This window comes from Brevibacillus borstelensis (assembly GCF_036700025.1).
Taxonomy (GTDB): domain Bacteria; phylum Bacillota; class Bacilli; order Brevibacillales; family Brevibacillaceae; genus Brevibacillus; species Brevibacillus borstelensis.
Genome location: NZ_CP144922.1, coordinates 1,009,848 through 1,022,607, shown reverse-complemented (window position 1 = coordinate 1,022,607; position 12,760 = coordinate 1,009,848). Strand labels below are relative to the sequence as shown.

The window sequence follows — 12,760 nt, the reverse complement described above, 5'->3', positions numbered from 1 at the left end:
TATACATCACGGTGAATGACATAATCATTTTTCCACCTTATCCTTTTAGCAATGACAAAGACAATTTGGGAGGAAAAGCATGAAAAAATGGTTTTCAGCCTTGTCCGCCGCGGCTTTGCTCTTTAGTCTTGTAACGGGTTGCAGCGAGAATGCTTCACAGAATGCTCAGCCTGCTTCCGAAACGTCTTCAACCGAACCGATGGTACTGCATTGGAGCATCACCGGGGAACCGCCGACGATGGACCCGGGCATCGCGACAGATGCGTCTTCCATGGATATGATCAATCTTGCCTTTGAAGGCTTAACCGCTGTGAATCGGCAAGGAGAACTGATCAACGCAGTTGCCGAGAGCTTTACCAATACCCCCGATTTTACCCAGTTTCGTTTTATCCTCCGCAGGGATGCCAAGTGGAGCAACGGCGATCCCGTCACCGCACACGATTTTGAATACGCGATCAAGCGCAATCTCGACCCCAAAACCGCCTCGGCTTACGCCTACCAGCTCTTCTACATCAAAGGCGGCGAGGAATACTTCAACGGGACAGGGACGCCGCAGGATGTAGGAGTCAAGGCAACAGACGACTACACCGTCGAATTCACCTTGCGCTCGCCGACTCCGTTTTTCCGCGAGCTTACCTCCTTCACCACCTACTATCCACTGCATAAGGAAACGGTCGAAAACAATCCGAAATGGGCTACGGAAGCAGCCACCATCGTCGGGAACGGCCCGTTCGTGATCGACGAGTGGGAGCATAAGGCCAAGATGGCATTCAGTAAAAGTCCGACCTATTGGGACAAGGCCAGCGTCAAGCTGGACCGCATCGAAATCGTTATGATCGAGGACAACAACACGGCCCTTTCCATGTTTGAAAACGGCGACCTCGACTGGGGCGGCTACCCGTCCTTTGGCTTGTCGCCGGACGCGGTCGGACAGCTCAAAGAAGAAGGCCGGCTCCTTGTCGCGGACAATCCCGGCACCAAGGCCGTCATCTTCAACACGGAAAAGCCGCCGTTCACCAACAAAAAGATTCGCCAGGCATTCGCCTATTCCATCAACCGCCAGGAGCTGATCGACAACATCCTGCAGACTGGAGTTCCTCCGGCGTACGGCTGGGTGCCCATTTCCATGGGGCTGAATCCGGACGGCTATTTCAAAGAAGATGTGGAAAAGGCAAAGCAGCTTCTGGCCGAAGGGATGCAGGAGCTGGGACTGAAGGAATTCCCGAAGGTCACCTACTACTATGACACCGGCGAGACGGACAAAAAGCTGGCGCAAGCCCTGCAGGACGGGTGGAAGCGAACGCTGGGGCTCGACATCGAGATCCGCACCTCGGAGTGGAAGGTGTTTAATTCCGACGTACAAAATGGCAAGTACGATTTTGGCATCTGGCTGTGGGGGGCGGATTTCAACGACCCGATCAACTTTCTGGAAATGTACAAGGACAAGGCCGGGGGCAACAACGTAGTCCGCTTTGACAACAAAAAGTATCGCGATCTGCTGAACCAAAGCTACTACGAAACCGATCCGGAGAAGCGCAAAAAGCTGATGTTTGAGGCAGAAAAGATTTTGATGGAGGAAATGCCGCTGGCTCCGCTCCACTTCCGCGGAAACGCCTATGTGAAAAACGACAAGGTGAAGGATTTCGTCATCCTGCCGCTGGGCGGTTCCTACTTCAAGTACGCGTATATCGAAAAGTAGCGTGGAAGCCGGGGCGTCCAGCTCGTTTTTGACGAAGCCGTAGAGCACGCCATTCCGGACATCAAAAACTGCATTTACAAAACGGTGCGGGAAGCTGTCACCAACGGTGTGAAGCACGGAAATCCCGGTGCCTTTCAGATTGAAGTAGCCAAGCGAGGCCATTTCATACACGTCGCGGTAAAAGACGATGGCAGCGGCTGCAGCGAGATATCCAAATCTCATGGGCTCCGCGGCATCGAGGAAAGAATCCAGCTGCTTGAAGGCACGGTCCGCTTTTGCTCGGAAAAAGACCGCGGCTTTGCGGTAATCGCCAAGATTCCTTATGTCACAGCTAGGGAGAGTGTCTAGATGACAGATATCATGATTGTCGATGACCAGAGAATTGTTCGAGATGGCTTGAAAATGCCCTCATGGACCTCAGGATGCGCGTCATGACTGGCGTGGAAGCGACCAAGGCTGTAAAGGAAACATACCCTGCGGCCGAGCAGGTCATGCAGGGCAAGAGGCTATTGACGAGACACTGTTTCTGAGCGAAGGCACCGTAAAAAACTATGTGTCCCATATCCTTGGCAAGCTTCATCTGAACAGCCGCACTGAGCTGGTGCTGTATTTGACAAAAGAGAAATAGCGAAAGCATCTCTCCCTGTTGAGTGCCTCCGACAGCTCGTACCAGAACAAAAAACCACCCGACGAGGTGGTTTTTCTTATGTGCAGCGTATTTCAGGCGATTAGGCCTCATCGACGATCACCTGCATGCGGAAATTGAACACCAGACAGCTAAACCCGGTCTACCGCTGATAGGAACGGAAGAGAAACTTTCGTCATTCTGCCGCTTGTTACTTTCGTAAACGTTCACGATGACTATCGGAATTTCCTCTCTGCAGGGCAGCTCCCCCTGACCAAGCCTCATGCATTTTTGATACGGTCGAAATCAAATCGCCCATGCAAGCAAAAAATCGCCTGTTCCGGTGACCTGACTGAGAGATGAGGCGGACATTCCATACAGCCAAATCCGGGTGAACTAGTCGATTGCGCGGCCTGTAATATCGTGGATAAAGCGCTCCAATGCCGTCACGTCCGTAATCCTTTTGTTGCACTGGGCGCTGTCCGTGCAAATATAGTTGCCAATCGCTTTGTAATAATCGGGCGATACATGAGCCATCCTTGTTTTGCTGATAGCCGAAAACAAAGCCACTTCCCCGTGCCCATTGCATAAGGAGCACGTATTTTTCCTGTTTGCGATCGTATACTTTCCTTCGATCCCAACGACATCTTCCCTTGCAGGGTACACGATGAACAACTTGTTTGTGGCGACATCCATCCAGCCCAGATACGTTATTGCGTGGTAATCAATCGTCAGCAGATCGGGAACCTTGAGCTTTTTATTTTTAGGGAACAGCTTCTTGAGCTGTTTTTCGGTCACCTGCGGAAACGGGATTACATACGGCAATAGCGAGTGTACATACTGCTTGAAATCCTCTGCCTCTTTTAGAGAAGCTATTTTCTTCAACAATTGCACCTGGATTTCCGTAGCATGCGGAAACGCGTTCAATACCTTTGATTCCGCGCTGTACCTTACGGCTTCCAGCACTTTCGGATCGGCAACGGATACGGTCGCCTTCTGCACGATCTCCGCCTGATTTTTAATGAAGTTATATTGATGGTGTCGAATAAACGGTTCAACCATACCGTTCCCTCCTTGCAATCAATTTGTCGTCCGTTCGTTCTCGGGAGCTTTGTTCATTTGCGCCCCCTTTCACTATAAAAAAATGTGCTGCTCGCAAGAAATGCCGGATTTGATTTAGAAACGAACTCGCCATATAAAAAGCTTCCCTTTGAATCCTTTTCGCAGCAGCGGATTCTTTGGCAGCAAAAGCTGTTTATGCGGACCGGAACGCTTATACTGAGCCCTATACACTTGAGAAAAAAGTGAAACGTCCCTGCAAGAAAAAAGCACCGGCAATCGATTCCCTCGATAACCGGCGCTTCCGTCGTCTTTTCCTATTTGTTTGTATACACAATCTTTTTGATCGTCTCCACTGCAAGAAAGTGATCGTCAGCCAATTGATGGATCGTCTTTCCTTTTTTAAACGCTTCTTTAATCGCGCTGTTTCGCTCCTGGATGGCCCTTCTTCCTCCAGAACGCGCCCCCCATTTTTCATAGGTGGTTTTCGGTTTTGGAATATAGATGGTTTCACCCTGGATATATTTCTGAATTTCGCTGATCAGCTCTTCAGGTAAAATCGTGGTTGCTTTTACATATTTCATTTCTGCCCGCTCCTTATTCATTCGAGAATGGAAATAAGGGGCAAAGCCAAATGATTAGAAATGATCGATGCTCATACGGGCGATGAAAAATTCATGTCCGCCCCATGCAAAGTATCGCCTCCAATACTTGGCTTTGCATGAGTGGCTGCCGTATGCGGCAACAAACCCGTTATTGCCATTGCTGCTCACCTCCCCGGACATTTGCTGTCTTTGAAACGATTGTCCGCTCCCTTTCATCATATACATGTACGGATTCGGTGTTCAATAGCAGGCCTGGATTCGGTGAAAATTTTCGTTTCTTCCATTTCCTTCAGAAAAGTTCCCGTACCGCAAACTGTTGCCTGTCGGCCTTTACTGTCGCCACGGCCATTTTCGTTTCCCTGATTTGCAAGACAAGAAAAAACACCCTGGGCGCAGTTCATTGTGGCGCACAGGGCGGTTTGATGGCATCGAATGATTTGTACAAGATCAACTTTTATACTGTTGATCTGGGGCAGCAGCAGCTCTTCATTCGGCTACAGACATGGCCTCAACTCTCAGACGGATTGTTTGTACGAGAGGATATTTTTGTCCCGCATACTTTTTTATACGCAAGCTTGTTCACATCGACTATACGGAAGGTTCGATCAAGCCAAACCCGCCGTCATTTCGCTTGTAGACCACGCTCACCTGATTGGTTTCCGCGTTGGAAAAAACAAAGAAATTGTGTCCGAGCAAGTCCATTTGCAGGATCGCCTCATCCACGCTCATCGGCTTGTACTCGAATCGCTTGATTCTGACGACGCTCTCCTGTGCTTCCGCCGGTTCCTCTGCAAACGCCTCAGGCGGAGAGGTCAGCAATTGCCTGTTGCGGGTTTCCAATCGGTTTTTATATTTGCGAATCTGTCTGTTCAGCTTGTCAATTACAAGATCGACAGATGCGTACATATCCTCGGTGGATTCTTCAGCCCGAAAAATGGCGCCTGGGGTCGGAATCGTCATTTCCGCCGTGTGGCGTTTCTTCGTTACGCGCAGGGTTACCCGGCACTCGTCGGAAGCGGTCAGCAAATCGAATTTCTCCAGACGGCTTACCTTGTTTTCCACATACTCGCTTAAAGCTGGCGTAACAACCAAATGGTCACCGTGAATATTGCATCTCATGAGCGAAAACCCCTTTCGCGGCTTCTGGGGAGCTTTTCTTGTCCTCCCTAGTTCTCATTATGGGCGATAAAAAAAAGCGGGGTGTGAGATAAATCACACTTTGCTCTCGAAAAGCGTCAAATCCCGCTCGGCAGTTGCAATATTTAAAACATTTGCCACAAATAGCCGCGGCCGCAAATAAGTGGCTCCGCCTCTATTCACCTTCCCAAGCAAACGTATATCGCGTGAATGGCTCCGATAAGCCATCTCCGAGTATATCTCGTATATCCTTACAGTTAGTGCCATCATAAAGAACTTCACGTTATCATAAGAATCATTCCGATTACTAATAAAGCGATTACAGAAATGCTTCCTAATGGATTGAGAACTTTTTGGGCGAACCAAGTTTTTTCAAATCGAGGCGTTGTAAAGATGATCAGCAAAATCAATGTTGGCACACCAATGAAAAATACCCCCGTCCATTCTGACAACAGTTTTGAGATCCAGCTCACCAAAAATAGCAGTATTAATTTATCTAACGGGTGAAAAAATCCCTTACAAATAAAATCAAAGAACTTTTTCAACATACCACTCCTTGAATATGCTCTTAAAAAATAAAACAACCCCTGTGTCATATCCAGGTGTTGTTTCGCAGTAGCTAACCAATCACAGCAATTATTTTATTATATTCGCCGAACCGTCACGTTGTCCCTTTTTCTTTTCTCATCAGGTCGTAAGGCTTTACCGGCTTCTCCACTCTCACCAAAACCTTTTGCATCGGGTGCGGGGCTTCGTCCAGACTGTTCCCGTCTTCGTCCCACATCTCGCCGATCCGCTGGATGAACCTCTCCCGTCCCGGTCCGATAAATTCAACCTCTTGCCCCCGTTTGAAATGGTTGCGCTGCTCGATGGTGGCGATGCCCGTCTCTTCATCGTAGGCAAGCACCAGTCCGGCAAAATCATAGGCGGTCATTTTCGGCGGCACGCCAAAGATCTGGTCGTCTTCGGTCGGCTGGTGGAAATAAAAGCCGGTGGTCAGCGGACGGTTGGCCGCCTTCATGATCTCTTCCCGCCACTCCGGCTTGAACACGAACGTTTCCGGGCTGTCCCAGTAGGCGTCAATGACTTGCCGGTACGCGTTGACAACGGTAGCGACATAGTGAATGCTTTTCATTCTCCCTTCAATTTTCAGCGAGTCCACCCCCGCTTCGATCATCTCCGGGATATGCTCCAGCATGCACAGGTCTTTGGAGCTCATCGTAAAGGTCTCATCACCCTCGGCAGATACCGGATGAAGGTCGCCCTCTTCCTCTGCAAACAAATCGTACTTCCAGCGGCACGATTGGGCGCAGCCGCCGCGATTGGCGTCGCGGTTCGTCATGTGGTTGGACAGGACGCACCGGCCCGAGTAGGAGATACACATGGCTCCATGCACGAACGCTTCGATCTCGATATCGACGTGCCGTTTGATTTCGCAGATTTCCTGCAGTGAAACCTCACGGGCCAGCACGACTCGCGGAATTCCCTCTTCCGCCCAAAATTGCACCGCCTGCCAGTTGGTGACGGACGCTTGCGTGCTGATATGGATCTCCAGACCGGGGGCCGCTTCCCTGCACACATCGACGATCGCCGGATCAGCCACGATCACGGCGTCAATGCCAACCTTTTGCAGCATTTGGAAATAATCGGCCATTCCCGCGAAGTCTTCATTATGGGCCATGATGTTCACGGCTACATACACCTTCGCTCCCCGTTCATGGGCGAATGCCACGCCCTCCCGCATATCCTCAAACGTGAAGTTTCCCGCCTTGGCACGCAGCCCGTATTGCTGCCCGCCAATGTATACCGCATCCGCACCGTACAGCACGGCGAACTTCAACTTTTCCAAGTTGCCGGCAGGTGCGAGCAGTTCCGGTTTTTTCCTGGTCTGATTTGTCATCGCAGTTTCCGTTCCCCCTTTAATAAACCTGCTCTCGAAAGTAAAAGCCGGTACCAATCGGCCGTTCCGTCGGTTGAACCGCATTGATCGCATCCAGCAAGGCAGGGTCAAGTGCAGCCTGCGGATTTTTCGCCAGGCAGTCAATCGCCTGCCGATAGACGGAGACAACCTGGCAATTGTACGAAAGCGGTTTGCCCAGCGCCTCTATGTAGAAGGAATCGATGCCGTTTTCGATCAAAACTCCCAAGTGCTCCAGCATGCATATATCTTCATGGCTCATGACATGTGTGCCGTTGTGATCCTCAATAATGGGATAGTGCTGTCCGCTGCGCGTATTTTCCTTCAAAACCATCAGCTGCTCCTGCTTGTTGTCCCCTTTGCCCAGAATGTGCAGGTAATTGCTGACCAACGGCCGCTTTGAATGAAAGATGCAGGTCATGCCGTGAACCTGGACCTGGACCGGAATCCGGCTCTGCTGTTTCACGCCAATGACTTCTTCTAAAGACAGCTCACGGGCCAGTATCGCCCGGCTCGCCCCTTTTCTCGCCCAGAAATTGACGGTTCTCCAGTTCGTCGACGTCGTTTCCGTACTCCAATGCCGCTTCAACCCGGGCGCTGTTTTCTGCACCGCCACGAGTACCGCCGGATCACCGAACACCACCGCATCCACTTTACTTTGCGCAAGCTGCCGTACGTACTCGTCCAACCCGTTCAATTCCTCTTGATGCAGCAGGGCATTCAGGGCGACATATACTTTTTTCCCTTGCCCGTGAGCGATACGGACAACGTCAGTGATCATCGGCATGGAAAGATTGCCCGGCACGCGCAGCGCATACCGCCCGTCTCCCACGGTTACGGCATCTGCCCCTGCCGAAAGCAGCTTCTCGGCTTCTTCCGGACTGCCTGCAGAGACAACCAACTCCGGTGTGTGGAAATTCATCAGAACCATCCTTTCTTTCAGACAGGCCAACAGAACCATTTTATGGACCCAAGCGCCTCCTCTCAATCAGGGGGTTCCCCCATTTTCTCCGGTGAAATCACTGATTTTCGGAATGACAATGCCAGTTGAAGTCTTCTCCCGGCAGAAGGGTGGCCCGGGCGGATACAAAAACAGAGCCCTGGCCATCCCGCACGGGCGATTAGATGACCAAGGCTCACTTTGTTACTGACGGCTTTTTTTATACACAGACACAAGAAACTTCCAATCTTCCAGAAAATCGGCCCAAAGGTTAGGGCGTCTGCGCACAGCCAATGGATGGTAGGAAACTGCCGTTTTCACACCACGGGGGAAGTGCCACTGCTGCCGCAGCGCCTTCACCTCCGCTTCCCTGTTTGCGAAAAACGCCTGTGTGGCTACATTTCCCAAACAAAAGACGAGCTGGGGCGTTTTGCTTTGCAGTTGGACGAGCAGATGCTGCATGCAGGCTTCTCTCGCTCCTTCTTTGTCATAAGCCCGGGTCGGACGGCGCTTCAATACATACGTAACGTACACATCTCTTTCCCCGAGCCCTGTCTCGTAAGCCACCTTTTGCAGCGTTTCTCTCGTGCCGCAAACAAACGGGTTTCCGTGCCGGTCTTCTCTTGCTCCCGGATTGTCGAGCACGACCATGATCGGCGCATGCGGATTCCCTTCGCCCCAAATCATCCGCGAGCCGTGCTCAAACAGTCCGCAATCCATGCAGCTCTCAACGCCCTTTGGCGGCTCCTCCTCAGGCCAAATGGCCGGGCATGTTGCATCCATCGCGATCCCTCCGCCGTCGTTGGGCTATCCGCCTATGAATAGGATTGGATGGAGGAAGGAGTTTCAAACGCATACAAAGAAGAAGCAGCTCCTATGAGGGCTGCTCCTTTTTAAGTTACCCACAAGGAGAAACTGGATACACTTGGGAATGCATTTGATTACATCTATGTCGACATGGCTCCCGAATTCCGAAGTTGATATTTATATCCCAATCAAAAAAGTTCAATAAAGATTGTCCCTTCAATGCAAGGGACTCAGGTTGCAGACAAACTCCCTCGCTGAACGAACAGCAGAGGGAGTTTGTTTAATAATTTGATGAAAATACCGAAGGTGTTTTGATCGTTCACCTTTTGGCGACCTGATTTCCATAGCCAGGTCGCCATTTTTTTCAAGTTCATGGCAGCGAAAACAAGCATCGCCTGCATCGTGACCTTCTCCAGTCCTCGTAAGGTCGTCCAACGCATGCCATGCTTTTCCTTCATATCAGCGAATACACGTTCAATCGTTTCTTTCCGTTTGCTATAGATTTGTTTGTTTTCCTCGGTATGCCGGAGGTGGTCTACCTCTTCGAGGTAATCAGCCCAGATGTGGCGACTCACTCTCTTTGTGTAGTCTTTACTTTCCGTGCATTGTTTCAAGAACGGACAACTTCGGCAAACTTGAGAATTTGATCGATAGATACGGTACCCATCCTTGTTTGTTGTCTCATATGTTAAGATTTGCTCGTTCGGGCAGATGTAGCAGTCGAAATATTCATCATACACATATTCGTGCTTTTTAAAAAAACCTTCTTTGGTGCGTGGTCTTGTGTAGGGCATAACGGGGCGAATCTGGTCATCAAGGAGTGTTTTACTGATGTAAGGCGTCTTGTATCCCGAGTCCACTGCCACAGCTTGAGGCTGTGCAAACGTCTTTCGCACTTGATTCAAAACATCCTCAAAAACCTGACTGTCATGCACATTGCCTGGCGTTACCTTGGCACCAAGCACAAATCCATTTCGATCACATGCTGTATGAAAACTATAAGCAAATACACGTTCCTTTTCCCCTTTTACAAACAATCCGCAATCCGGGTCAGTTGTGCTGACTTTCACCTCCTTCTTCGAAGTTTCTGTCTTTTTTTCAAGGGGCTTCTTTCCATGTGCAATACGATCCTGATTGATTTCTTCGTCCAGCAGCTCTTGATATTTCTTCGCTTGTTCTTCAACGATTTCTTTCACGTATTTATGCTTATTCGCACTGGCTTTTACATGCGTAGCATCAATGAAAAGCACATCAGGCTTCACGAATCCATGATGAACCGCCTCCTCCAATATTCGAAGGAAGATCGACTCGAAGAGTTGAGTATCCCGAAAACGGCGAACATAGTTCTTGCCTAGGGTCGTGAAATGGGGAATGGGCTGACTGAAATCATAGCCAATAAACCACCGATAGGCAACATTGGTTTCGATCTCTTTAATCGTTTGTCGCATGGAACGAATTCCAAAAATATATTGGATGAAAGCAATTTTAACTAAGACTACAGGGTCAACACTGGGTCTGCCATTGTCATGACAGTAAAGGCTTTCCACCAAGTCATAGATGAACGAAAAGTCGATTGCATTTTCAATTTTTCTTACGAGATGATCTTCTGGCACCAACTCATCTAGCGAGAATGCAGATATCTGATAACGCCCTTCGGCCTCTTGCTTATTAAGCATAATGCCACCTCTAAAAAATAACTTTTGAAAACGTAACATGTTCTATATTCAACAAAAAAGCCTGCAGACCCTGTTCCTTACGGAACTTTGTCTACAGGCTGTGTCCCTTCAATGCAAGGGACTTTTTCTTTTGTCATGCAAATGATGATCTTCCGTTAAGCAGTCATCTTTTGGGAAAGCTAGATGAGGACACTAGCAGAACGGTATTCATAAAGGATGAACATCATTGAAAGACAAAATGTTTACCAAACGGACATTCTTACATGGACATACAAACTCCCGCAACGCGCAGGCTGCACTGAGAGGAGAGCTGTCGGGCGTAAAAAGGCTCCTTCCTTTTCTGGGCCCCGCATTTATCGCTTCTATTGCTTATATAGATCCAGGAAACTTCGCGACAAATATTACAGCCGGCTCAAAATACGGCTATCTGTTGCTCTGGGTGATTGCCGTCTCGAATCTGATGGCCGTCCTGATCCAATCCTTGTCAGCAAAGCTGGGCATCGCGACGGGAAAAAATCTGCCCGAAGTAGCACGTGAACGGCTGCCTAAAGGAGAGGCCTGCAAAATACCTCTTTTGAGGTTTGCGGATCGGGTAACCCACACTATTTTTTACAAAAAAGGACTTTAACGAAAAATGCAGCCCATTCTCCTTTAAGAGGCGGGCTGCATTTTTTCTGCCAATTTTATCATCCGTTTTACATTTACGACGAAAGTCGTAAGTATTGCCTGTATTCGCATACGAAAGAGACCACGGTACTTGGCCTTGGTCATCCCATGATACCTTTTTAATTCAGCATTTTTGTGCTCAATAATCGATCTGCGACGAATACGTTCTTTGAACGTATCGCTGTTTTCAAACTCGATTTGCGCCTTGTAGGTTTCCGCCACGATCCGGATGGAGTAGGTCTTGCTCTTCGCTCCTGGTTTGAAACAGCCTTCCCTAAGTGGGCATGTCTTACATTTCTCCGTATCGAAGTAGAAAACGAGAGAACGACTTTTGCCACTCTTGCTTCCTTGGACAGCCTTTCGGATACTATGTTGTCCTGCCGGACAAATAACAAAGTCTGCATCCTTGTTGTACTCAAAACCTTCTTGCCTTAGCCCTCCGTTATGTACGATTGGGTTTAGTGGGACGACGGGTTGAATCTTCTTGGCTTTCATCTCGTCCAAGTTATCTTTACCCGAATATGCGGTGTCAGCAATCACTTCTTGTACTTCTATTCCTACGTCAAGCGATTGGTTCAAAAGTTGTTTGAATTGTTTTCCGTCATCCGTACTTCCTCCGGTGACCTCCACAGCCGTAATGATTTCTTCTTCGGTCATGGCAATATGCTCTTTGTAGCCAAAAAAGGATTTCGTATTACTCTTCCATCCAAAGCGTGCATCTGGATCAATGGCCGACATAATACCTTTATTGGCGAGGAGACGTTCGTCTTCCACGATGGCCTTGGCGATCTTGACCTTCTCCGAGATGGAACCCTCATGATCGGGTAACAAAGTCTCGACAGTCTCTCCAAGTTCCGCCAAGTAGTGAAGCATGATCTTCTCAGCATCCTCTTGATCTTTCTTCAACTCCGGTAACCGTGGGAGTTTCTTTTCGAGTTTTGGATGCTTTTTCACCACAACACGGAATAAGCGCTTCGCCGCATCCCGCAGTACTTCAAGCGGCTTTTGTTTTTGTGAAGCTGCCAGTGTATGGGTGGAATCCATGATGATCGTCTTTGACTTCACAAGTCCTTTTTCGATGCACTGACGTACAACTGATTTAAGCACCTCATCCACGGCTCCGGCCCCTAACCGATGATTACGAAAGCGGGATAATTGAGAGGGGTCAGGAAGGGGATCTTCTGGATTTAAACCTAAAAACCACTTATAAGCGAGGTTTACCTGCGTTTCCTGAATGATGCGTTCATCCGAAAGATTGTAGAGAACTTGTAAAAACAATAGACGAAACAGGAGTTCGGGTTCGTTAGCAGGTCTTCCGTAATGCTCACAATAAGAGGAACGAACCAACTCATGAATGAATGTGAAATCTACGATTTCATTGATTTTACGTAAAGGGTGATCCGCGGGAATTAGTTTATATAATTCGGCATGGAAGGATGCCGTGATTTGTTTAGAGGGCTGTAGCAATGGTTCCAACTCTTTCGTTTTCTTTTCATTGTACAACAAACCCAGTGTCGAAGGGGCATTGGGTTTCAGCCTGTTGAAAACCTACTGTTTCGGAGGAGAAGCATGTTTCCAGGCGGAGCGACTGGCGGAGTCCAGCCAAGCGGAACAGCGAGCCCGGGGAA

General features: G+C 49.1%; 10 protein-coding genes and 2 pseudogenes. 4 read left to right on the top strand and 8 right to left on the bottom strand.

Annotated elements, in window-relative coordinates:
- Positions 1–79 precede the first annotated feature (79 nt).
- The 3 genes and pseudogenes from V5G20_RS04785 to V5G20_RS27095 form a co-directional block, all read left to right on the top strand.
- Positions 80–1,699: a peptide ABC transporter substrate-binding protein gene (locus tag V5G20_RS04785; RefSeq protein WP_251255422.1), complete on the top strand. Its 1,620-nt coding sequence runs from the start codon at positions 80–82 to the stop codon at positions 1,697–1,699.
- A gap of 84 nt (positions 1,700–1,783) precedes the next feature.
- Positions 1,784–2,047 (top strand): sensor histidine kinase, encoded by a 264-nt coding sequence (locus V5G20_RS04780; RefSeq protein WP_171506581.1) that lies wholly within the window; start codon positions 1,784–1,786, stop codon positions 2,045–2,047.
- 172 nt (positions 2,048–2,219) lie between these two features.
- Positions 2,220–2,327: pseudogene (locus V5G20_RS27095) on the top strand (LuxR C-terminal-related transcriptional regulator); the annotation flags it as partial.
- A gap of 393 nt (positions 2,328–2,720) precedes the next feature.
- Here V5G20_RS27095 and V5G20_RS04775 read toward each other — a convergent pair.
- The 7 genes from V5G20_RS04775 to V5G20_RS04745 form a co-directional block, all read right to left on the bottom strand.
- A complete protein-coding gene (locus tag V5G20_RS04775; RefSeq protein WP_024984639.1) occupies positions 2,721–3,386 on the bottom strand; it encodes a FusB/FusC family EF-G-binding protein in 666 nt (221 codons plus the stop codon).
- Between the two features lie 314 nt (positions 3,387–3,700).
- Positions 3,701–3,967 (bottom strand): CD3324 family protein, encoded by a 267-nt coding sequence (locus V5G20_RS04770; RefSeq protein WP_024984638.1) that lies wholly within the window; start codon positions 3,965–3,967, stop codon positions 3,701–3,703.
- 609 nt (positions 3,968–4,576) lie between these two features.
- Positions 4,577–5,107 carry a ribosome hibernation-promoting factor, HPF/YfiA family gene (gene hpf / locus V5G20_RS04765; RefSeq protein ID WP_024984637.1) on the bottom strand — a complete coding sequence of 177 codons (531 nt, stop codon included), beginning with the start codon at positions 5,105–5,107 and terminating at the stop codon, positions 4,577–4,579.
- 679 nt (positions 5,108–5,786) lie between these two features.
- Complete coding sequence (locus V5G20_RS04760; protein WP_338463191.1) at positions 5,787–7,025, bottom strand: U32 family peptidase; 1,239 nt, start codon at positions 7,023–7,025, stop codon at positions 5,787–5,789.
- Positions 7,026–7,044: 19 nt separating this feature from the next.
- Positions 7,045–7,965, bottom strand: a complete 921-nt coding sequence (locus tag V5G20_RS04755; RefSeq protein WP_338463190.1) for a peptidase U32 family protein — start codon at positions 7,963–7,965, stop codon at positions 7,045–7,047.
- A gap of 222 nt (positions 7,966–8,187) precedes the next feature.
- Entirely contained in the window at positions 8,188–8,766 is a 579-nt protein-coding gene (locus tag V5G20_RS04750; protein WP_338463189.1) for a uracil-DNA glycosylase, read from the bottom strand.
- 254 nt (positions 8,767–9,020) lie between these two features.
- Positions 9,021–10,466 (bottom strand): IS1182 family transposase, encoded by a 1,446-nt coding sequence (locus tag V5G20_RS04745; RefSeq protein WP_024985259.1) that lies wholly within the window; start codon positions 10,464–10,466, stop codon positions 9,021–9,023.
- A 238-nt stretch (positions 10,467–10,704) separates the two neighbouring features.
- On the opposite strand from V5G20_RS04745, the pseudogene V5G20_RS04740 reads away from it, so the two are divergent.
- Positions 10,705–11,016 (top strand): annotated as a pseudogene (locus V5G20_RS04740) (Nramp family divalent metal transporter); the annotation flags it as partial.
- A 101-nt stretch (positions 11,017–11,117) separates the two neighbouring features.
- Here the strand turns inward: V5G20_RS04740 and V5G20_RS04735 are convergent.
- A complete protein-coding gene (locus V5G20_RS04735) occupies positions 11,118–12,599 on the bottom strand; it encodes an IS1182 family transposase (RefSeq protein WP_422387999.1) in 1,482 nt (493 codons plus the stop codon).
- Between the last annotated feature and the right edge of the window lie 161 nt (positions 12,600–12,760).